At 52.1% G+C, this 20830-nt stretch carries 19 protein-coding genes and 3 pseudogenes (1 of these 22 running past the window's edge); 10 read left to right on the plus strand and 12 right to left on the minus strand.

What is annotated here, in order from left to right; translation table 11 throughout:
• A pseudogene (locus tag OGX92_RS03630) lies at nt 1-71 on the minus strand (IS1-like element transposase); its annotated part reaches 224 nt to the left of the window's first position; the annotation flags it as partial.
• A 56-nt stretch (nt 72-127) separates the two neighbouring features.
• Between OGX92_RS03630 and OGX92_RS03635 the strand changes: the two are divergent.
• From OGX92_RS03635 to OGX92_RS03665, 7 genes and pseudogenes are all read left to right on the plus strand, one after another.
• A pseudogene (locus OGX92_RS03635) lies at nt 128-274 on the plus strand (hypothetical protein); the annotation flags it as partial.
• 58 nt (nt 275-332) lie between these two features.
• Nucleotides 333-2531, plus strand: coding sequence for a TonB-dependent receptor (locus OGX92_RS03640; protein WP_063940742.1), 2199 nt, complete (start codon nt 333-335; stop codon nt 2529-2531).
• 128 nt (nt 2532-2659) lie between these two features.
• On the plus strand, nt 2660-4054 hold the full coding sequence (gene pheP, locus OGX92_RS03645) for a phenylalanine transporter (RefSeq protein WP_008784036.1): 1395 nt from the start codon (nt 2660-2662) through the stop codon (nt 4052-4054).
• Between the two features lie 180 nt (nt 4055-4234).
• Nucleotides 4235-5476 carry an MFS transporter gene (locus OGX92_RS03650; protein WP_284969590.1) on the plus strand — a complete coding sequence of 414 codons (1242 nt, stop codon included), beginning with the start codon at nt 4235-4237 and terminating at the stop codon, nt 5474-5476.
• 15 nt (nt 5477-5491) lie between these two features.
• Nucleotides 5492-6520 carry a sugar phosphate isomerase/epimerase family protein gene (locus OGX92_RS03655; RefSeq protein ID WP_063940739.1) on the plus strand — a complete coding sequence of 343 codons (1029 nt, stop codon included), beginning with the start codon at nt 5492-5494 and terminating at the stop codon, nt 6518-6520.
• The gene (locus OGX92_RS03660; RefSeq protein ID WP_126955876.1) at nt 6517-7668 is read left to right on the plus strand and encodes a Gfo/Idh/MocA family protein; all 1152 of its coding nucleotides are present in this window, start codon (nt 6517-6519) and stop codon (nt 7666-7668) included. Before OGX92_RS03655 ends, OGX92_RS03660 begins: the two co-directional genes overlap by 4 nt.
• A 77-nt stretch (nt 7669-7745) precedes the next feature.
• The gene (locus OGX92_RS03665) at nt 7746-8726 is read left to right on the plus strand and encodes a LacI family DNA-binding transcriptional regulator (RefSeq protein ID WP_126955875.1); all 981 of its coding nucleotides are present in this window, start codon (nt 7746-7748) and stop codon (nt 8724-8726) included.
• Nucleotides 8727-8729: 3 nt separating this feature from the next.
• Here the strand turns inward: OGX92_RS03665 and OGX92_RS03670 are convergent, their stop codons facing one another.
• From OGX92_RS03670 to OGX92_RS03685, 4 genes are all read right to left on the minus strand, one after another.
• The gene (locus OGX92_RS03670) at nt 8730-9974 is read right to left on the minus strand and encodes a mechanosensitive ion channel family protein (protein ID WP_003831160.1); all 1245 of its coding nucleotides are present in this window, start codon (nt 9972-9974) and stop codon (nt 8730-8732) included.
• Nucleotides 9975-10039: 65 nt separating this feature from the next.
• Nucleotides 10040-10693 carry an oxygen-insensitive NAD(P)H nitroreductase gene (nfsB, locus tag OGX92_RS03675; RefSeq protein WP_003831162.1) on the minus strand — a complete coding sequence of 218 codons (654 nt, stop codon included), beginning with the start codon at nt 10691-10693 and terminating at the stop codon, nt 10040-10042.
• Between the two features lie 119 nt (nt 10694-10812).
• Nucleotides 10813-11181, minus strand: coding sequence for an MmcQ/YjbR family DNA-binding protein (locus OGX92_RS03680; RefSeq protein ID WP_003831163.1), 369 nt, complete (start codon nt 11179-11181; stop codon nt 10813-10815).
• On the minus strand, nt 11181-11762 hold the full coding sequence (locus tag OGX92_RS03685) for a TetR/AcrR family transcriptional regulator (RefSeq protein ID WP_267387805.1): 582 nt from the start codon (nt 11760-11762) through the stop codon (nt 11181-11183). The genes OGX92_RS03680 and OGX92_RS03685 overlap by 1 nt, the downstream gene beginning before the upstream one ends.
• Nucleotides 11763-11951: 189 nt before the next feature.
• Between OGX92_RS03685 and OGX92_RS03690 the strand changes: the two genes are divergently transcribed.
• Complete coding sequence (locus OGX92_RS03690) at nt 11952-13064, plus strand: MBL fold metallo-hydrolase (protein WP_003831165.1); 1113 nt, start codon at nt 11952-11954, stop codon at nt 13062-13064.
• A 17-nt stretch (nt 13065-13081) separates the two neighbouring features.
• Complete coding sequence (locus OGX92_RS03695; RefSeq protein WP_003021996.1) at nt 13082-13423, plus strand: RamA family antibiotic efflux transcriptional regulator; 342 nt, start codon at nt 13082-13084, stop codon at nt 13421-13423.
• Nucleotides 13424-13445: 22 nt separating this feature from the next.
• On the opposite strand, the gene OGX92_RS03700 is transcribed toward OGX92_RS03695, so the two are convergent.
• Nucleotides 13446-13694 (minus strand): DUF1158 family protein, encoded by a 249-nt coding sequence (locus OGX92_RS03700; RefSeq protein ID WP_003831166.1) that lies wholly within the window; start codon nt 13692-13694, stop codon nt 13446-13448.
• Nucleotides 13695-13761: 67 nt separating this feature from the next.
• Nucleotides 13762-14880 carry a YbdK family carboxylate-amine ligase gene (locus OGX92_RS03705; RefSeq protein ID WP_286586253.1) on the minus strand — a complete coding sequence of 373 codons (1119 nt, stop codon included), beginning with the start codon at nt 14878-14880 and terminating at the stop codon, nt 13762-13764.
• Nucleotides 14881-15022: 142 nt separating this feature from the next.
• Between OGX92_RS03705 and OGX92_RS03710 the strand changes: the two genes are divergently transcribed.
• Nucleotides 15023-15727 (plus strand): GNAT family N-acetyltransferase, encoded by a 705-nt coding sequence (locus OGX92_RS03710; protein WP_003831168.1) that lies wholly within the window; start codon nt 15023-15025, stop codon nt 15725-15727.
• Between the two features lie 42 nt (nt 15728-15769).
• On the opposite strand, the gene OGX92_RS03715 is transcribed toward OGX92_RS03710, so the two are convergent.
• The 5 genes and pseudogenes from OGX92_RS03715 to OGX92_RS03735 all read right to left on the minus strand — a co-directional run bounded on the left by OGX92_RS03715 (nt 15770) and on the right by OGX92_RS03735 (nt 20726).
• Complete coding sequence (locus OGX92_RS03715) at nt 15770-16555, minus strand: SDR family oxidoreductase (RefSeq protein ID WP_003831169.1); 786 nt, start codon at nt 16553-16555, stop codon at nt 15770-15772.
• A gap of 35 nt (nt 16556-16590) precedes the next feature.
• Nucleotides 16591-17388, minus strand: coding sequence for an SDR family oxidoreductase (locus OGX92_RS03720; protein ID WP_003831170.1), 798 nt, complete (start codon nt 17386-17388; stop codon nt 16591-16593).
• Between the two features lie 53 nt (nt 17389-17441).
• Complete coding sequence (locus OGX92_RS03725; protein ID WP_003831171.1) at nt 17442-18509, minus strand: ABC transporter permease; 1068 nt, start codon at nt 18507-18509, stop codon at nt 17442-17444.
• Between the two features lie 17 nt (nt 18510-18526).
• Nucleotides 18527-19675: pseudogene (locus OGX92_RS03730) on the minus strand (sugar ABC transporter ATP-binding protein); the annotation flags it as partial.
• A gap of 19 nt (nt 19676-19694) precedes the next feature.
• Nucleotides 19695-20726, minus strand: coding sequence for an IS630-like element ISEc33 family transposase (locus tag OGX92_RS03735; protein WP_001395480.1), 1032 nt, complete (start codon nt 20724-20726; stop codon nt 19695-19697).
• Between the last annotated feature and the right edge of the window lie 104 nt (nt 20727-20830).

A 20830-nucleotide genomic window follows, 5' to 3' on the forward strand; every position in this document is an offset into this window, starting at 1 on the left:
GTGCTTTTGCCGTTACGCACCACCCCGTCAGTAGCTGAACAGGAGGGACAGCTGATAGAAACAGAAGCCACTGGAGCACCTCAAAAACACCATCATACACTAAATCAGTAAGTTGGCAGCATCACCGAAAAGCTGGGACTTACCGCCTAACCCTAACAGCCTGCTGCTCTCGGCGGATGGGCAAACCCTGTTTGTCACCGTGAAACAGAAATTTAATAAAGACCACTCCACCTCTGCGCCAGATAACGTGGTGCGTATCGATCTGAATAAATAATAACAACATGTTGCCGGGGGCTCTCCGGCAACGTCGTCAGACTTTTAATGGCATGGCTATGGACAACACTAAAACATACGCACTCTTAATGAGAAAAACTGTGCTGGCCGCAACTATTGGCGCGCTTTCCGGCACGGTGAATGCTGCTGAGACCCCCACGGAAGCGGAAGAGACCATTGTGGTGCAGGCCGCAGAGAGAAGTGATTTTAAACCCGGTGGCGATACGTTACTGCCCGCTTTTCTCGACGGTCAGGTTGCTAATGGCGGCAGGCTGGGGATGCTTGGTCAGCAAAATGCCATGGATGTACCATTTAACGTTATAAGCTACACCTCAAAACTGGTCGAAGATCAGCAAGCTAAGACCGTTGCCGATGTTGTCGCCAATGACGCGAGCGTGCAGGCGGTACAAGGCTACGGTAACTATGCAGAGACATACCGTATTCGCGGTCTGAAACTTGACGGCGATGATATGACCTTTGGTGGATTATCTGGTGTGCTGCCGCGTCAGGTGGTGGATACGCAGATGATCGATCGTGTTGAAATCTTTAAAGGCGCGAATGGATTACTCAATGGCGCTGCCGGTAGCGGCGTTGGCGGAATGATTAATCTTGAACCCAAGCATGCAGACGATACGCCGATCACACGCCTCGGTATGGATTACACCAGTGACTCACAGGTGGGAACGTCGCTCGATGCCGGACGCCGTTTTGGTGACAATAACCAGTTCGGTGCTCGTGTGAATCTGTTGCATCGTGAAGGGGAGGGGGCGGTTGACGACGATAAACGTCGTACCACGCTGGCATCACTGGGACTGGATTACCGTGGCGACCGTTTCCGCAGTTCATTAGACGTTGGGTATCAGAAAAAGACGTTTCACGGTGGCAACATGGGGATCAATATTTACTATGTGCCATTTGTCCCCGATCTGCCGAAAAATACGCACAACTATAGCCAGAGATGGGGTTACAGCGATATTGAGAATGAGTTCGGGATGGCGCGCACGGAATATGATCTGACCGAGAACTGGACCGCTTATGCCGGTTTAGGTGCGCAGCACGCGCATGAGATTGGCTTGTACAGTGCTCCGGAAATATACAACCAGGCCGGTGACGCGAAAGCCGGACGCCTTGATACCAATCGTATTATTGATGCGTTCAGCGGGATGGCAGGACTGCGCGGGAATTTTGATACGGGTTTTGTGTCGCATAAGGTTAATGTAGGTTATTCCGCCGTCACTAAAGAAGACAAAATCGCCTGGCGCATGGGGTCACGTGCCGCGCGCCCGGACGTCAATATCTACGATACACAGAATGTACCAAAACCGGCGGTGACGGCGACGGGAGGCAACTATAGCGATCCACTAACCAGTGGACGTACGCGTAGTCAGGGGTGGTTACTCAGCGATACGTTGGGTGTGCTTGATGATCAGCTTCTGTTTACCGTCGGCGCGCGCCACCAAAAGGTCGTGGTGCGTGATTACAACAAAGAAACTGGCGCTGAAAACGTTAAGAACAGTTTTGACGACAGCCGCTGGATGCCGACGTACGGTGTTGTATACAAGCCGTGGCAGGAACTCTCCCTATACGCGAACCATACCGAATCGTTACAGCCAGGCAGCACCGCGCCAAGCAGTGCAGTGAACTACGGTCAAAGCACCGGAATCATCCATGCAAAACAGAATGAGGTTGGGGTCAAAACAGACTTTGGACGTGTAGGCGGTTCACTGGCGCTGTTTGAAATCAAAATGCCGGTCGCCCAGTTGGATAGCCAGACCCGGTATTACGCAATCAACGGCGAGCAGCGTAACCGTGGTGTGGAGCTGAATGTTTTTGGTGAGCCGATGTTAGGACTGCGGCTGAATGCCAGTGCAACGTGGCTGGATGCGACGCTCAGTAAAAATCAAAACGGTGTCAACGACGGTAAGACGGCAATCGGCGTACCGGACTTCTATGCGGTGCTGGGTGCTGAATATGATATTAAACCTGTTGAAGGACTCACCGCGACGGCGCGGCTGAACCATTCTGGTGCTCAATATGCCAACGCGGCAAATACCAAGAAACTCGACAGTTTTACCACACTGGATTTAGGTGTGCGTTACCGTATGTCACTCAATCAAAACCAGAATCAGATGATTTTGCGTGCAGGGGTTGATAACGTCACCAACGAGAATTATTGGTCAGGTATTGATGATACCGGGACTTATCTGTTCCAGGGGGAGCCGCGCACGCTGAAGGTTTCCGTCAGTTACGACTTCTGATTTTTCTCCCGAGCCTCGGTGCGTTGGGCAAGGAAGCCCGGCGCATCCAATCGATTATTGCGCCTTGCGACAACCAGGTTGAAATGTTAAAAGAAGCCCCTTCAATAAAAACGACACAGGGGAAGGGCGTGAAAAACGCGTCAACTGCATCTGACACCAGCGTGTCTGATGCCGCGTCAACGAATGAGCCGACGCTTCAGCGGGGGTTGCAAAACCGCCATATTCAGTTAATTGCACTGGGCGGTGCAATTGGTACCGGCCTGTTTTTGGGCATTGGCCCGGCGATTCAGATGGCGGGACCTGCGGTGTTACTGGGTTACGGTGTTGCCGGGATCATCGCTTTTTTGATTATGCGTCAACTGGGCGAAATGGTAGTGGAAGAACCCGTTTCCGGATCCTTTGCCCATTTTGCCTATAAATACTGGGGACCGTTCGCGGGTTTTCTCTCCGGCTGGAACTACTGGGTGATGTTTGTGCTGGTCGGCATGGCGGAACTGACAGCGGCCGGGATCTATATGCAGTACTGGCTGCCCGATGTCCCGACCTGGATTTGGGCCGCGGCATTCTTCGTGATCATCAACGCCGTCAATCTGGTCAACGTACGCCTGTATGGCGAAACGGAATTCTGGTTCGCGCTGATTAAAGTGCTGGCTATTATCGGCATGATTGGTTTTGGTGTGTGGATGCTGTTTTCCGGTAACGGCGGGGAACATGCAAGCATCGATAACCTGTGGCGTTACAACGGCTTTTTTGCTACCGGCTGGAACGGATTAATTCTGTCGCTGGCGGTGATTATGTTCTCCTTTGGCGGGCTGGAGCTTATCGGAATTACTGCCGCAGAAGCGCAGGATCCGCAAAAAAGCATTCCGAAAGCGGTAAACCAGGTGGTGTACCGTATTCTGCTGTTTTACATCGGTTCTCTGGTGGTGCTGTTGGCGCTGTACCCGTGGGTGGAAGTGAAATCCAATAGCAGCCCGTTCGTGATGATTTTCCATAATCTTGACAGCAACGTGGTGGCTTCTGCGCTGAACTTTGTCATCCTGGTGGCTTCGCTGTCGGTGTATAACAGCGGCGTCTACTCTAACAGCCGTATGCTATTTGGTCTCTCGGTTCAGGGGAACGCGCCGAAGTTCTTAACCCGCGTCAGCCGTCGCGGCGTACCGGTGAACTCACTGATCCTTTCCGGTGCTATTACGTCGCTGGTGGTACTCATCAACTATGTGCTGCCGCAAAAGGCCTTTAGCCTACTGATGGCGCTGGTGGTGGCGACGCTGCTGCTGAACTGGATTATGATCTGTCTGGCACATCTGCGATTCCGCGCGGCGATGCGTCGTAAGGGACGTGACACGCAGTTTAAAGCGCTGCTATATCCGGCAGGGAACTACCTGTGTATTGCTTTCCTTGGCATGATTCTGGTGCTGATGTGTACGATGGATGAGATGCGCCTGTCAGCTATCCTGCTGCCAGTGTGGATCCTGTTCCTGTTTGTTGCTTTCAAACTGCTGCGTCGTAAGTCCCGCTAAGTTTCTACCGATCTTGTTATTACCGATCCCATCGTCAGGATGGGATCGGATCCTCACTCAACGTTTATCGTGACCGTTCTCGCAATTTTGTTGCTGCTGACAGGATTTTTATTTTGTAATCGATTACTTTTCTATTGAATCTATTTTGTAATCGATTACTTTTTAAGGATGGGGCAAAAAATGGTGTCAACAACCGAAAGTAGTGGAAAACAGAGCGTACAGTACCGGCTGCTGGTGCCCCGGCTGTCGCTAATGATGTTCTTACAGTTCTTTATCTGGGGAAGTTGGTCCGTCACGCTGGGGCTGGTGATGAGCCAGCACAACATGTCGCTGTTGATTGGCGATGCGTTTTCAGCCGGGCCCATTGCCTCTATTCTGTCGCCATTCGTCTTAGGGATGCTGGTAGACCGCTTTTTTGCCTCGCAAAAGGTGATGGCGGTGATGCACCTTGCTGGCGCGGCAATCCTGTGGTTTGTTCCGCAGGCATTGATGGCGCAAAACGGTGCACTGTTGATTGGTCTGCTGTTTGGCTACACGTTGTGCTACATGCCAACGCTGGCGCTTACCAACAATATTGCTTTTCATAGCCTGTCGGATAAGGACAAAACCTTCCCTGTGGTACGGGTGTTTGGCACCATTGGCTGGATTGTCGCGGGGATCTTTATCGGTGTAACCGGAATTTCGGACACCACCGGCATCTTTACGCTGGCGGCGATTATCTCTGTGATTCTGGCGCTCTACAGCCTGACGCTGCCCAACACGCCTGCACCGGCGAAAGGACTGCCGGTGAAAGTTCGTGATCTGTTTTGTGCGGATGCTTTTGCCTTACTCAAGGTCCGTCACTTTTTTGTCTTCTCGCTCTGCGCGACGCTTATCTCTGTACCGTTGGGAACCTATTACGCGTATACCGCGTCGTTTCTTGCTGATGCGGGCGTCGGCGACGTCAGTACGGCGATGTCGTTTGGTCAGATGTCTGAAATATTCTTCATGCTGGTGATCCCGTTACTGTTCAGACGTTTGGGCGTGAAATACATGCTGTTAATCGGGATGTGCGCCTGGTTCGTGCGTTATGCCTTCTTTGCCCTCGGCATCAGCGAAGAGGGCCGATTCCTGCTGTATCTCGGCATTCTGCTGCACGGCGTGTGCTATGACTTCTTCTTCGTGGTCGGCTTTATTTACACCGATCGTATCGCCGGGGAAAAAGTAAAAGGTCAGGCGCAAAGCATGATCGTCATGTTTACCTATGGGATCGGTATGCTGCTGGGCTCGCAAATTTCAGGCGCACTTTACAACCGGCTGGTGGCGGGGCAAACCGTGCCTCAGGCGTGGACTACATTCTGGTGGATCCCGGCAGTCGCTGCCGCAGTGATTGCCGTGATTTTCCTTTTCTCTTTCAAGTATGACGACAAAGAGCAGGCGTAATTTTCAGGAGGGGTTATGAAAACCATCAAGGGACCTGGCATTTTTCTGGCGCAATTTATCGGGGATCGCTCGCCATTTAACACCCTGGAGGGCGTGGCAAAATGGGCGGCGGAGCTGGGCTATAAGGCATTACAAATCCCGTGTAATCACAAGTCGCTGTTTGATGTCGAACAAGCTGCTGTAAGTCAGGCCTATTGTGATGATATTCGCGGAATGCTGGCCGGGCATGGGTTAGTGATTAGCGAATTATCTACCCATCTTGAAGGTCAACTGGTTGCCGTCCATCCGGCTTATGATGACGCTTTTGACGGATTTGCTCCGCCGTCTGTACGCGCTAATCCGCAGGCCAGACAGGCGTGGGCCATCGAAACCTTACACCAGGCCGCTGCGGCTTCACAAAGACTGGGGCTGACGGCACATGCCACGTTTTCAGGTTCGCTCGCATGGCCTTTCTTTTACCCGTGGCCACCGCATAATCGTCAGCGCTTTGAAGAGGCTTTTCTGGAGCTGGCGCGTCGCTGGAGACCGATTCTCGATCGCTTTGATCATCATGGAGTGGATGTTTGCTTCGAGATCCATCCCGGCGAAGATCTGCACGATGGCGTGACGTTCGAGCGTTTTCTGGCACTGGTTGATAATCATCCTCGCTGCAACATTCTCTATGACCCGAGCCATCTGTTATTGCAGCAGATGGATTACCTTGGGTTTATCGATGTCTACCACTCGCGTATTAAAGCTTTCCACGTCAAGGACGCTGAGTACCACGCCAGTAGCCGCAGCGGTGTCTATGGCGGTTATCAGCCGTGGCTCGATCGCGCCGGGCGCTTCCGTTCTTTGGGGGACGGGCAGGTCGATTTCAAAACGATCTTCAGCAAGCTCACACAATATGATTTCCCTGGCTGGGCGGTGCTGGAATGGGAGTGTTGCCTGAAAGACGCGCAAACCGGGGCGAGTGAAGGGAGCGATTTTATACGCCGCCATATTATTCCGGTTTCTGCACGCGCATTTGATGATTTCGCCGCTGGCGATGAGGTACGCAAATGATACAGGTTGGCATTATTGGCAGCGGATTTATTGGGCCTGCACATATTGAGGCATTGCGTCGACTCGGCGGTGTGAACGTGGTGGCGCTCTGTGATAGCTCGCTGGCGGTTGCCCAGGAACGCGCAGATGCTCTTCATATTCCTCATGCGTACGGCAGCGTTGAGGCGCTGCTGGCGCATCCCGGACTGCGGGTAGTGCATAACTGTACACCGAATCATCTGCATGCCGACATTAATCGGCAGATTTTACGCGCGGGCCTGCACGTGTTTTCAGAAAAGCCGCTGTGTATGACGCCGGATGAGGCTCGTGAACTGGAAACGCTGGCACAGCAGGCGGGAGTGGTGCACGGCGTGAGCTTTGTCTATCGCCAGTTTGCAATGGTGCAGCAGGCGGCCAGTATGGTCAGAAGCGGCAGCGTGGGCCGTCTGTTTGCCGTTCAGGGGAGCTATTTGCAGGACTGGATGCTGCTGGAGACTGACTACAACTGGCGGGTCGATGCCGCACAGGGTGGGGATTCGCGGGCGGTAGCGGATATCGGTTCGCACTGGTGTGATACGGTGCAATTCGTGACTGGAAAACGTATTGTCGAGGTGATGGCCGATTTGGCTATCGTCTGGCCGGTACGTAAAGCCAGCATTGCCAGTAACGCTACGTTTGGCCAGCAAACGGCTGATGTGCAATTTGAGGATAAAGCGGTTACGACGGAAGATCGTGGATCGGTGCTAGTACGTTTTGATGATGGCAGCAAAGGCTGCTTTAGCGTTTCGCAGGTGAGTGCAGGGCGCAAGAATCACCTGAGCTTTGAAATTAACGGTAGCCACTGTTCACTGCACTGGGATCAGGAAACGCCGCAACAGCTTTGGGTCGGGCACCGTCAGCAGGCGAACCAGATCCTGACGGACGACCCTGGATTGATGAATGCTGATGTAGCTGCCAGTGCGCACTTTCCGGGCGGGCATATTGAGGGCTGGCCGGATGCGTTCAAGAATATGATGCAGCAGTTTTATCAGGCTGTGTTGGCAGGCAAAATGCCCGCGACGGCAGAGCGTCGATTTGCGTCTTTTTCTGATGGTGCGGATGTGATGTATATCATTGATGCAATTATAAAAAGCCATCAGCAGCAGCGTTGGATATCAGTACAGCGCTAAACACGCATCCGGTTCGCCAGTCGGCGATTTTATGGTAGCCTCAACGCAAAGCGTAAACCGCAGGATGTGTCGTCGTTATGTCTATTCAAAAAATCGCCCAGCTTGCCGGTGTGTCGGTGGCGACGGTATCCCGTGTGCTGAATCACAGTGATACCGTCAAAGCCAAAAATCGCGAGCGCGTGCTACAGGCTATTAAAGAAAGCAATTATCAGCCCAACCTGCTGGCGCGTCAGCTGCGTACGGCACGTAGTTCGATGATTTTGGTGATGGTTTCCAACATTGCCAACCCTTTTTGTGCAGAGGTTGTTAAAGGCATTGAAGAGGAGGCGGAGAAGAATGGCTATCGCATTTTGCTGTGTAATTCCGGCTCGGATACAGCCCGCTCAAAATCGGCGTTGAAGCTCCTGTCGGGGAAAATCGTCGATGGCATTATCACCATGGATGCATTCTCAAAATTACCGGAACTGACTACGCTGATTGGCGATGCGCCCTGGGTTCAGTGCGCGGAATATGCTGACAAAGGCGCGGTTTCCTGCGTGGGGATTAACGATGTTGACGCCGCACAGTCGGTGATATCTCACCTGGTGGATAAGGGCTACCGACGAATTGCCTTAATCAATCATGACCTGAGTTATAAATATGCTCGTTTGCGCGAACGCGGCTATAAAGCGGCGCTGCATGCATTGTCGCTTGAATATCAGGCTGTGGAATATGCTAGTGAATTAAGTTCCAGTGCAGGAATTGCGGCGATGAAAAAACTACTTGCCGCAAAGGTGAAACCCGACGCGGTGTTTGCCGTATCGGACACGCTAGCCGCTGGTGCGATGCGCGCTATTTTCGATGCCGGATTACTGATCCCGCAGGATATCGCCGTTGTTGGTTTCGACGGTACGGAACTGGCAGAAATGGTTTCTCCACAGCTTTCAACCATTGAGCAGCCCTCACGGGATATAGGCCGCAAAGCGGTAGGATTGTTGCTGAATAAAATAGAAAATCCTGACGCGCAGACGGAAAGGGTGATGATGGACTGGCGCTATATTTCACGCGCCAGTACCTGAGCTTTATCGCTGAAACGCGCCAGACAGCGCGCGAATATCGTTTCCGGTAGGCGACTGATGAATGCGCAAGCCAAACTCTTCGACTACGGCAAATATATGGTCGAAGATATCAGCCTGAATACTTTCATATTCCAGCCAGACCACCGTATTGGTAAAGGCATAAATTTCAATCGGTAAACCATGATCGTCTGGCGCAAGCTGGCGCACCATTAATGTCATATCTTTGCGAATACGCGGATGATGACGCAAATACTCGTTCAGATAAGCGCGAAAGGTGCCAATGTTCGTCATCCGGCGGTGATTCAATACCGATTCAGGCGCATCTAATTGCTGATTCCACTCGCTGATTTCCTGGTGACGTGTGGTTAAATACGGTTTCAGCAGGTGGGCTTTATGCAACCGCTGACGCTCATCCTCATCAAGAAAATGGATACTGGTGGCATCAATGCTGATGCTGCGTTTAATTCGCCGACCACCCGAAGCCGACATTCCGCTCCAGTTTTTAAAAGAGTCTGATACCAGTGACCAGGTTGGGATCGTGGTGATGGTGTTATCCCAGTTGCGCACTTTGACGGTGGTTAAGCCAATATCGATAACAGCACCGTCTGCGCCGTATTTCGGCATTTCCAGCCAGTCGCCAAGCTTTAACATATCGTTGGCGGAGAGCTGTATTCCGGCCACCAGTCCGAGAATTGGATCTTTAAATACCAGCATTAACACGGCGGCCATTGCACCCAAACCGCTTATCAGTATTGCCGGTGACTGGCCAATCAGCAGGGAAATCATCAATATTCCGACGAGGATTGCGCTGATTAGCTTGATGCCCTGGAATATGCCTTTTAGCGGCAGTTGCGACGCAGCAGGGAGTTTTTGTGACAGATTGAGAATAACGTCCAGCAGAGAAAACAGTGACAGCAGGGCGTACATCATGATCCACAGCTGTGCGCAGGTTACTAATATTTCTGCGGCTTCGCTGCCTTTCTGTAGCCAGAGTGCGGCCTGTATATTGACAATGATACCCTGCAGGGTGAATGCCAGCCGGTGAAATAACTTGTTCTGCGTGATGATTTGTAGCCACAGGCGGGAGCTGGCGTTGGCGCGCTTTTCAAATGCGCGTAGTACCACCCAGTGCAAAATAACGTGAACAATAATGGCGGTGATAAAAATAATGCCAAAAATCATCACCAGCGAGGTGGTGTGATTTATTTCAATGCCGAGTTCTTCTACCTGAGATATCAATTCCTGCATAATGTCTCCTTAATAAACAGCGGTCTATGATGACCGCTGTGCGGAGCTTATGCAAATGCGGAGGATTAGACTTCCGTCAGCGTCGTTTCCAGCGGCAGACGAGATTTCGGCAGCGCGGCGTTGAAATCTTCTACGCTGTGATGACCCACAGGAACCACCACTACGCTGGTGAAACCTTTTTCTTTCAGGCCAAATTCTGCATCCATGACTGCTGAATCAAAGCCTTCGATCGGCACAGCATCCAGACCCATCGCCGCAACGCCCAGCAGGAAGTTACCGACGTTCAGGTACACCTGTTTTGCCATCCAGTGGTTGTCATCTTTCAGTTCTTTGCGATGCATGTCGGCAAAGAAAGTGCGGCCTTTGTGGTTTGCGGCTTTCGCTTCAGGTGTGGCGAAACGACCATCGCTTTCTTCTTGATCCACCACGCGTTCCAGCCACGCATCGTCCATCGCCGTTTTGGCGCAGAACACCACGACGTGGGAAGCATCCAGCATTTTACGTTCGTTGAATACAAAGCCGCCGGCTGCGGATTTAGCCACACGCGCCTTACCTTCGTCAGTGCTGGCGACAATAAAGTGCCATGGCTGAGAGTTGGTGCTGGACGGGCTAAACTGCAGCAGCGTTTTTAATTTTTCGGCCTGCTCAGCGGTCAGTTTTTTATTCGGATCGAATGCCTTAGTGGAGTAACGTTTTAAGGCGACAGAAACAATATCCATAACTACTCCTGGTGATTTTCCATACCCTGCGGGTGCGTTTTGTTTCAGCAGGGTACAGGGTTAGCAGGAAAAAGATAAGACAGGAAAATGCAAAAACACTTATCGGGGTTAGCGATAAATCAACCTGGACGCAGGCGTTTTTGATCCCGCTTCGGCAAGCCGTCAACGACGCGGTGCCAGGAATCATTCACCAGCTCTGCCAGTAATGACTCGGTAATATCGTCACCAGGATAGACCGAGATCCAGTGCTTTTTATTCATGTGATAGCCGGGCTTAATGCTGGGATAGATCTGCTGGTTTAACAGTGATTTTTGCGGATCGGATTTCAGGTTAATAAGCGGCCGTCCGCGAAGCTCCGTGACCAGCATAAAAATTTTACCGCTAACCTTGAAGACATCGTATTCTGGGCCAAATGGCCAGCAGTGTTCGGTAAAAGGCAGTTCAAGCGCAAGGCGTTTCGCACAGGCAGGTAGGGTCTGGCCGTCCATTATTGTTCCTCGCGGGTCAGTGCGCGCCACATGGCTTCAAATCCCATCGAAATATAGTCATTTGCGCGGGCAGTATCGCGGGCGGCGAACTCCATGGTGGTTTCCGCCAGAGAAAGAAACAATGCGTCGCCAAAGGCGCGATATTCGTCAGACATAAACTCGGGGCGTACGGAGCGATGACAAAGATCGCGCAGTTCCGGGAACATATCGTCAGCCTGTTGTTCGGTTTCTTTACTTATTTTCTCGCTGACCGCCAACTGACGAATCGTGCGATGCCCGCAGGTGTGGTTCAGGCCCCAGCTAATGTAGCTGTTCCAGATGTAGTGAGTCATGGTTTTGGCATCGGTCACTGAGCGATCGAGATTTGCCATCATCGACTGACAAAGGTCTTGCTTCAAAAAGAGGTAAAGCTCGTTGATCAAATCATCTTTGGTCGCGAAATAGCGAAACAACGTTCCCTCCGCAACCCCTGCATTACGGGCTATCACGGCGGTCGAAGCCGCAACACCTGATTGTGCAAATGCTGTGGTTGCAGCTTCCAGTAATGCCAGTTTTTTGTCTTCACTCTTCGGACGAGCCACTACACTTTACCCTTAATTCTGTAAAAAACATGATTGAATCACGGCGTTTGCTGCGCCGCAACGGCGAATGTCAAAGATTGAAAATCATCTTGACGGAGAACTTTCGATTTCTATAATGAGTGCTTACTCACTCATAATCAAGAGTCAGTCGCGCAAACCAGCGGAAAGGGGCGCGTTTAAGGTCAGGATATGAAGCGTCTCACAGTTTGTGTGGTTGTTATTATGCTTATTGCCGCAGCTGCAAGTTTACCGTTTGTACTCAATGCCGGGTTTGGTCAGGCACCGCAAGGGGCACAACTGAGTCAGGTTGAACAGTCACCGCACTATCGTGATGGACAGTTTCATAACCAGGTGCCGACACCGGGCTATACCGGCAACAAAGGCATGCTGGCGGCCTGGTGGGAGTTTCTGGTCGCTAAGCGTGAAAATGCACGACCAGCACAACCGTTACCTATGGTCGCGACCGATCTCGCCGGGCTTTCGCCGCAGCAGGATACCCTGGTCTGGCTGGGCCATTCTTCGTGGTATTTACAGCTGGCAGGTCAACGAATCCTGATTGATCCGGTGTTCAGCAATTATGCCGCACCGTTCTCGTTCCTGAACAAGGCCTTTGCCGGTGATTATCCGTGGACCGCACAGACGATGCCGGAGATAGACCTGCTCATTATCTCGCACGATCACTATGACCATCTGGATCTTGCCACCCTTAAGGCGTTAATGCCGAAAATTAAGCGGGTGATTACGCCGCTTGGCGTGGGATCGCATCTGCGTTATTGGGGGATGCGCAGCGAGATAATCGAAGAACGGGACTGGAATCAGTCCGTCAGAGTGACGGATTCGCTGATCGTTCATGTGCTGCCTGCTCGTCATTTCTCGGGACGCGGTATCAAACGCAACCAAACGCTATGGGCGAGCTTCATGTTCGAAACGCCGGAGCAGAACGTTTATTACAGCGGCGATTCCGGCTATGGACCGCATTTTAAAGCCATCGGCGAGCAGTTTGGCTCTGTCGATTTGGCGATTATGGAGAACGGTCAGTATGACCAGGACTGGAAGTTTATTCACATGATGCCGGAAGAGACGGCGCAGGCTGCGGCAGATCTACATGCGAAGGCTGTGTTGCCAGGGCATGCCGGCCGTTTCGTTCTGGCGAAACATACCTGGGATGATCCATACAAACGACTGGCGCTTGCCAGCCGTCATCAGGATTACCGACTGCTGACGCCAATGCTGGGTGAACCGGTAATACTGTCCGAACCGGACCAACCGTTTACGGCCTGGTGGCAACAGGTGACTCAATGAATACAGGGGAGAGCATGATGACGATTTCTGCTCAGGTAATTGATACGATTGTTGAATGGATTGATGATAATTTGAATCAGCCATTGCGCATTGATGATATTGCACGCCATGCGGGATATTCCAAATGGCACCTGCAGCGTCTTTTTATGCAGTACAAAGGCGAAAGTCTTGGGCGTTACATCCGCGAGCGCAAGCTGCTGCTGGCGGCGCGCGATCTACGCGATACCGACCAGAAAGTGTACGACATCTGTTTGAAATACGGATTCGATTCGCAGCAGACCTTTACGCGTATTTTCACCCGTACGTTCAGCCAGCCGCCGGGAGCTTATCGCAAAGAAAATCATAGCCGAACGCATTAACAGCAGAGGGGTTCTCGCGGGCCTAATCCGCCAGCGAGAACCAGCGCAGCCAGATGAAGCGCAGCACCAAATATTCAATCACGCCTAGCAGTAAAAACCACAGGCAAAACAGCAAAGTATAAAACTGATTGAGATCCATCAGATGAAAAATGGCGACGAGTTTTTGCGCCAGCACCAGGCCAAGCGAGGGGGCGGGCAGCAGCAGGCAAGACAAAAAAGCCAGTAGCAGGATCCCTGCGACAGTCATCAGTGATTCAAGCGGGTGTTTCATGACATTGTTAAACTTGAGTTAAAAAGCTATTGTCCGGGATCTCAGCGGGCAACGCAAATACCCACGCTTACAACCCCGCCCAAATCTCACAATGCTTTTTCACCAGGCCACTCAGTGACCCGCCTTCGGCGACAAAGTCACGCATGTTTTGTGCTTCATCATGACCATTTTTAACCTGCAGATGTATAGCTTCAATCGCGCTGGTTGCGCCCACTTTACCCGCAGAGGTAGCGATATTCTCCAGTAATCGCAATGTGTCTTCTGACAGGCGGCAGCCGTCGCCGGTATTGACGTCGGTGACGATTCCCGCCATACCAAAGCGACAGGCCTGAAAACGATTGAATTTATACAACAGGTAATCACGCTCATGGTGTTTGAACGGGCGTTTGGTGAGTAACCAGTGGGCGGTAGCCTGAATAAGTCCCGCCATATTGACCGCATGATCAAGGGTCAGCGGCGTATCCATTACCCGAACCTCTACCGTGCCAAAGTGCGGGCTGGGGCGGATATCCCAGTGTAAATCTTTAATGCTATCAATCATGCTGGTGTAAGCCAGTCGACGGAATAGCCCCTCGAATTCCTGCCAGTTATTCACCCATGGCATCGGGCCATTATCGGGAAATCCGGAGAAAATATTCAGGCGCGCGCAGGCAAACCGCGTGTCGGAGGTCTGCATATAAGGTGAGGCGGCCGAGAGCGCAATAAAATGGGGGACAAATCGCGACAGGCCGTGTAGCAGGTAAATGGCATCATCGCCGTTTGCGCAGCCGATATGCACATGTTGGCCGAATACCGTCGCTTGCTGGATAAGATAGCCAAAATTTTCCAGGTTGCGCCGATAGCGTTCGTCATCGCAGACTTCCTGACGTTGCCATTTTTGAAATGGATGTGTGCCACCGCCACAAATGGCGAGGTGATGCTCTGCAGCAACTCGCATAATTATCTGCTGCATAGCGGACAATTCAGCATCAGCATGGTCGATATTTCGGCAAACTCCGGTCGCCATCTCCAGCATACTTTCGGTGATATCGTGCTTCACTTCTCCAGTGGAGAGCTGCTGTTTGACGGCATCAATCAGCCGGGAGGAGTCCTGACTCAGGTCGTAACCTGGCGGATTGACCACCTGCATTTCCAGTTCAATGCCTAACGTAAAAGGGTCGGAAACATGAAAATCGGGTAGTGGCATAAGGCTCTCTTCCGCGTTGATTTTTAATCAGTATAGAAGGACTGCTGATTTTCTGTTCGTCGTCAAAATCACCCTTGCGACGCTTTGAAGGTGTAATGGCCGGTGTTATAACTATTTTTTACTTCGCTACTGGGGTTGAATCGTGCCGGAAATAAATCTTTATGGGCAGACCGTCGGCGATGTCGTGCCGGACTGGAATGGCGCTGCCGTACTGCCACGGGAAACGCTGATAGGGCAATATTGTCGACTGGTTCCCCTGGATGCCGACAGCCATGCTGCCGATCTGTTTGATGCCTACGCGCAGGCGCTGGACGATCGCGACTGGACCTGGCTTGCAAGCTCTCGCCCCACAAGCGTTGAGGCCGCAGCTTGCTGGGTGCAGGGGAAAGTTACTGATGCATCTCTGGTTCCCTATGCCGTCATTGAACAGCGTTCAGGACGAGCTGTCGGACTGGTGTGTTTTATGGCGATTGAACGAGAGCACGGTTCGGTCGAAATTGGTCATGTGACCTGGTCACCGCGTATGAAAAATACGGTTCTTGGCACCGAAAGCATCTGGCTGCTGCTGCGCCAGGCATTTGCGTTGGGCTATCGTCGCGTGGAGTGGAAATGCGATTCTCTGAACACCGCTTCTCGACGGGCAGCGGAACGCCTTGGGTTTATCTTCGAAGGTCGCTTTCGCCAGAAGATTGTGCGCAAGGGGCGTAATCGCGACAGCGACTGGTTATCAATGATTGATAGCGAATGGCCCCAGTGTGACGCCGTGTTACAGCGCTGGCTGGCCGCGGAGAACTTTGATGAACACGGGCGGCAACGAAAAACGCTGGCTGCCTGTAGCCGCGAATAAATTAACGCCCGCAGCTAACAATGGCTGCGGGCGTATTGCTGTTTACCAACAGATAAATCCGCCATCTACAACCAGGTCTACACCGGTGCAAAATGAAGCGGCATCGCTGGCCAGAAAGAGTGCCGGGCCCGCCATCTCTTCCACTTTTGCCATGCGCTGAATTGGCGTCTGGCTTTCAAACTCCCGCGTCTGATGAACCATTTCCGGTCGAGTATTCATCGGCGTGGCGGTATATCCCGGGCTGATGGAGTTCACGCGTATTCCTTTTCCAATCCACTCCATCGCCAGGCTTTTCGACAGATGAATCACCCCCGCCTTAGCGCTATTGTAATGGGCTTGTTCAAGGCCTCGGTTAACAATAATCCCGGACATGGATGCGATGTTAATAATCGAGCCACCACCGGATTCCAGCATCAGCTCGGCTTCGGCTTTACAGGAATTCCACACGCCAGTGAGGTTAATGTCGATAACGCGCTGCCACTGCTCGCTTTCCATTTCCAGCGCAGGGTTGGCGTTGGCAATGCCTGCGGCATTGACCGCAATATCCAGACGACCAAAGCGTTCCTTCGCCAGGGCTACCGCGGCGCGAAGGTCGCTAAGCTGGCGGACATCGCCCGTATAGAGCGCAGCCTGGGCGCCAATAGCGGTGATAGCATCAACGGTCGCGTTCAGCCCGCCGTCTTCGCGCAAATCAAAACAGATCACGTGCGCGCCCGCGCTGGCAAGTGCGCAGGCGATAGTCTGACCGATGCCGCTACCTGCGCCAGTAACGAAAGCGACGCGCCCCTCAAGATTAAACAGTTGTTGAGCAAAATCTTTTGTAATCATAGTGATGACTCTCTTAACAGATACCCTGGTGGGCATTAAGACATAATCAGGCCGCCATCGATGTTGATGGTTTGTCCGGTGAGATAACGCGCATCGTCAGAGGCGAGAAAAGCGACCAGTCCGGCGACATCCTCAGGTTTGCCCGCGCGTTTCATTGGGATGCCTTTAACCCATTCCGCCATCAGTTCACCTTTGCCATAGCGTTTTTCATCTGTGCTGAGAATTTCGCCCCAGACACGATCGTTGTAATCCCACATTTCGCTTTCGATTATCCCTGGGCAAAAGGCGTTGACGGTGATATTCCACGGTGCCAACTCATGCGCCAGGCTTTGCGTAATACCAATTACGCCCATCTTGCTGGCGGCGTAGTGTGGGGTATAGATGAAACCCTGGCGTCCCTGACCGGAAGAGGTATTAATCAGACAGCCCTGGTTTTGCTTAACCATATATTTTGCTGCTTCCCGACAGCAGAGCCATACGCCAGTGGTATTTACGGCGAGGACTTTTTCGAAATCGGCTTTCGGCATGCGGTCGAAATAGTCGATGGTGATAACACCCGCGTTTTGAATCGAGACATCAATGGTGCCGAAGCGCGCTGCGGCCTGCTCGTACAGAGATTGCACCTGCGCCTCATTGGTGACATCCACCTGCAAAGATAAAATATCTGCCTGATAGCGCTGACGAAGCTGTTCCGCTGTTTCGTGGACGCGCTCTGCATTAGATACCATCACCAGGTTTGCGCCGTCGCGGGCAAAACGTTCGGCGATACCTGCGCCAATCCCTCGACAAGCACCAGTGATGACAATTGTCTTACCATGAAAATCACGTTGCATATTTTTATCCCCTGTATAGGCCGGGCAAAAGATGCCCGGCGGAATGTTGCTGCTTAACTGGATACGGTATTTACTGAAGGTGCTGCCGCCAACTTTTCTTCATGGCGACGCATAAGAATGACTTTGTTCTGCAGCTTTTGCTGGAACTGATCGACAACAACGGCGGTGACGATAACCACACCTTTGATAACCATCTGCCAGAAGTCGCTGACGCCCATCATCACCATGCCATCGGCGAGGAAGACAATTACGAAGGCACCGATAATGGAGCCGGAGACGCGTCCGCGTCCTCCCGCGAGCGCAGTTCCGCCCAGCACAGTTGCGCCAATGGCATCCATCTCAAACATATTGCCGGTCATCGGATGTGCGGTTTGCAGTTGTGAAGCCACAATCAGCCCAACAAAAGCGGCACACAGGCCGGAAAAGGCGTACACAAAGATCTTCGCTTTTACGATAGGGACACCCGCCAGACGTGCGGCGGACTCGTTCCCTCCAATCGCGTAGATATAGCGGCCAAGTGGGGTTTTGGTGGTTACCCAGTAGCCCAGCAGCAGGAAGGCAATCATCAGCCAGATAGGGAGATAAATCCCCAACAAAGTACCTGAACCCAGCGTGGCAAAACCGGTATTGCCCAGCGCGTCCATGCCGTTAAGATTTGGGTAAGTGCTGCCGTCGTTAAACAGAAGAGCAGATCCTCTGGCAACGTACATCATGCCGAGCGTACAGATAAACGGCGCAACGCCGAAACGCGTGATGACGGCACCGTTGACAAAACCAACGACAACGCCGAAGAGGGCAACACAGATTATGACCTCTGGTACGTTGAAGAAGATGATGTTGCCACCCCAGATGGGCAGACCGTTGGTAAGCAAGGCGCCTGCAACCATGCCGCAAATACCCGCTACCGCCCCGACGGACAGATCGATACCGCCAGTGAGTATCACCAGCGTCATACCAATTGCCAGTAAGCCCGTGATGGCGACGTGCTGGGTCATGATCAACAGGTTAGAGGTGGTCAGGAAATTAGGTACCATCACGCTAAAGAATGCGATAACCAGCAGCAGTGCGATAAACGTTCTGGCCTTCAGGAGGTACATATAAATCATATATTTCTGGTTCATGATGGATTCCAGCCTGATTAATCTTGAGGTGTAGAAGCCGCGATTAATGTCTCGCGGGTAACCGCATGACGGGGGACATCAGCGGTGATTCGGCCATCGGCCATCACCAGAATGCGGTCCGCCAGCGCCATCACTTCGTCCAGCTCTGATGAAGAGAACATCACCGCCAGCCCTTGCTGCGCCATTTTGCCAATAAGGTGATACACGTCGGTTTTCGCACCCACATCAATGCCTCGGGTGGGCTCATCAAGGAAAACCACCTGCGGTTGCGTCATCAATGCCTTACCCAGCACCACTTTTTGCTGATTACCGCCGCTTAATGAGGTGATAGGCAGTTCGGGATCGCTCACTTTGATAGCCAGTTGCTGGATCATTGCCTTCACACTGGACTGCTCTTTGTGCGGGTTCAGCCATTTCCAGGCACGGCGAAAGCCTTGCAGGCTTAAGTCAGACAGCGTCATGTTGGACTGAATCGACATCATCTGAACAACGCCTTCGCCCTGACGGTCTTCAGGCACCAACGCCAGCCCCTTTTTAAGACGTGACTGAAAATGGGCTTTATCAATGCATTCGCCGTTAAGCTGCACGCTCCCACTCTGGCAGGGCATAAGTCCCACCAGACCTTTGAACAGTTCCGTGCGTCCAGCGCCCAGCAGACCATAGATTCCGATGACTTCGCCTTTACTGAGGCTAAACGTCACGTCATTAAGCTTATAGCCGCCGCTCGGATGAAGGGCTGTGAGACCCTGTACGGATAGAACCGTTTCACCTTTTGGTGCGGGTTGATAATCAAAATGTTTTTTCTTGTCATCCACCATTTGTTCAATGATCCACGGAATACTGGCATCATTGACTGGGCGTTCGCTGATAAAACGACCGTCGCGGAAAATCGTGATGTAATCACCAATTTCCATCAACTCTTCCAGACGGTGAGATATATAGATGATGGTGACACCGCGCCGTTTAAGTTGCTCAATGACGTTAAACAACACTTTCACCTCAGACTGGCTGAGTGCGGAGGTTGGTTCATCCATGATTAAAACGCGGGTATCTTTGGAGAGCGCACGAGCAATTTCGACCAGTTGCTGATGACCGATCCCTAGTTCCTCCAGAGGTGTATACGGATCAACATCCAGCTCGAGTCTTTCCAGTAAGGATTTTGCTAAATAGCTGCGCCTAATACCGCTACACTTTTGCCTGACCATGTTTTCCTCCGGGGAATGGGCTGGCGGTTTCCATAAAATGGCGGACCTTTTTCAGTAACTGCCACATTGAGCGGCACTGATGATTACGGGTTATCGTGTCATGAAGTGCCTGCCATAGCCGTTCCACATGATTCACCCACGGCGAGTAAACCGGCTGGTAAATTACCCTGAACTTGGGATTTGCTTTCAACCAGCGCTGTGTTTCGCGGCTTTTATGGATAATGTAGTTATCAACGATCAGCGTGATTGTTTTCGCCCGCCGGTAAGTGGCTTTCAGGTGCTTCAGCAGAGCGATAAACAGCGCTGAACTTTTGCTGTTGCCGCCCACGTAGCTGACTTTACCCGTGCCACTGTGCAGTGCGCCGGCCAAATAGTATTTTTCGTTCTGCCCCGGCGTCACTACCCGTTTCTGCTGTCCGCGCAACTGCCAGTCCGCACCGATTTTAGGATTAAGGTGGATATCCACTTCATCTTCATAAAATACCGGATGCTCTGCGCTGCATTCATCCAGCGCTTTGTGGATTACCGCCATCTTTTCATCTTTATGTGGGTCACGGATACGCAGAGTTGGCGCGGCCCTGCGCCATACAAGCCCCGCAGATGGCAACCAGCGGCGAACGGTTCCTGCATGTAACTGGCAACCGGTTATCTCATTGATTTTTATTGCCAGTAATTCGGTGCTCCAGCGTGAACGTTGATAACCAAAATCGCCGGGAGAATGCTTTATCAGCTCACGTAACAGGGTGCAGATATGTTCAAAAGGCCAGCGTCGGGAGCGCCCTGCGGGTAAGGATTTCAGGCCTTCAATACCTGAGTGCGTAAACCAGTTAATCCAGCGACCAACGGATGAACGGGCACAACAGAGAGTTCTGGCAACATCGCTGACCCGTTCACCCCGATGAAGCATCAGCATGGCCGTGAGTCTGCGGGCATGATTTTTATCACGCGTTTTATGAATAGCTTTCTGCATCAGGCGTCGTTCGCCACGGGGTATTGGTACTATGATCGGCATCGCTCAGTCCGGTTGGTGATTTTGGTTGGTTTGGCGATTGATCAGATCGCACAATCCGGGCTGAGTTCCCTTTCAGTGATCTACTATTCCGCGCAGCTATTTAG

The sequence above is a fragment of the Citrobacter sp. Cpo089 genome, from assembly GCF_030332695.1.
GTDB lineage: Bacteria > Pseudomonadota > Gammaproteobacteria > Enterobacterales > Enterobacteriaceae > Citrobacter > Citrobacter portucalensis.

Excerpts from the sequence above, each read along its gene's own strand:
- OGX92_RS03665 (WP_126955875.1), top strand. The coding sequence starts at position 7,746 with ATGTCTATTCAAAAAATCGCCCAGCTTGCCGGTGTGTCGGTGGCGACG.
- OGX92_RS03695 (WP_003021996.1), top strand. The coding sequence starts at position 13,082 with ATGACGATTTCTGCTCAGGTAATTGATACGATTGTTGAATGGATTGAT.
- OGX92_RS03690 (WP_003831165.1), top strand. The coding sequence starts at position 11,952 with ATGAAGCGTCTCACAGTTTGTGTGGTTGTTATTATGCTTATTGCCGCA.
- OGX92_RS03640 (WP_063940742.1), top strand. The coding sequence starts at position 333 with ATGGACAACACTAAAACATACGCACTCTTAATGAGAAAAACTGTGCTG.
- nfsB (WP_003831162.1), bottom strand. The coding sequence starts at position 10,693 with ATGGATATTGTTTCTGTCGCCTTAAAACGTTACTCCACTAAGGCATTC.
- OGX92_RS03680 (WP_003831163.1), bottom strand. The coding sequence starts at position 11,181 with ATGGACGGCCAGACCCTACCTGCCTGTGCGAAACGCCTTGCGCTTGAA.
- OGX92_RS03735 (WP_001395480.1), bottom strand. The coding sequence starts at position 20,726 with ATGCCGATCATAGTACCAATACCCCGTGGCGAACGACGCCTGATGCAG.
- OGX92_RS03650 (WP_284969590.1), top strand. The coding sequence starts at position 4,235 with ATGGTGTCAACAACCGAAAGTAGTGGAAAACAGAGCGTACAGTACCGG.
- OGX92_RS03700 (WP_003831166.1), bottom strand. The coding sequence starts at position 13,694 with ATGAAACACCCGCTTGAATCACTGATGACTGTCGCAGGGATCCTGCTA.
- OGX92_RS03670 (WP_003831160.1), bottom strand. The coding sequence starts at position 9,974 with ATGCAGGAATTGATATCTCAGGTAGAAGAACTCGGCATTGAAATAAAT.
- OGX92_RS03660 (WP_126955876.1), top strand. The coding sequence starts at position 6,517 with ATGATACAGGTTGGCATTATTGGCAGCGGATTTATTGGGCCTGCACAT.
- OGX92_RS03705 (WP_286586253.1), bottom strand. The coding sequence starts at position 14,880 with ATGCCACTACCCGATTTTCATGTTTCCGACCCTTTTACGTTAGGCATT.
- OGX92_RS03720 (WP_003831170.1), bottom strand. The coding sequence starts at position 17,388 with ATGCAACGTGATTTTCATGGTAAGACAATTGTCATCACTGGTGCTTGT.
- OGX92_RS03725 (WP_003831171.1), bottom strand. The coding sequence starts at position 18,509 with ATGAACCAGAAATATATGATTTATATGTACCTCCTGAAGGCCAGAACG.
- OGX92_RS03715 (WP_003831169.1), bottom strand. The coding sequence starts at position 16,555 with ATGATTACAAAAGATTTTGCTCAACAACTGTTTAATCTTGAGGGGCGC.
- OGX92_RS03655 (WP_063940739.1), top strand. The coding sequence starts at position 5,492 with ATGAAAACCATCAAGGGACCTGGCATTTTTCTGGCGCAATTTATCGGG.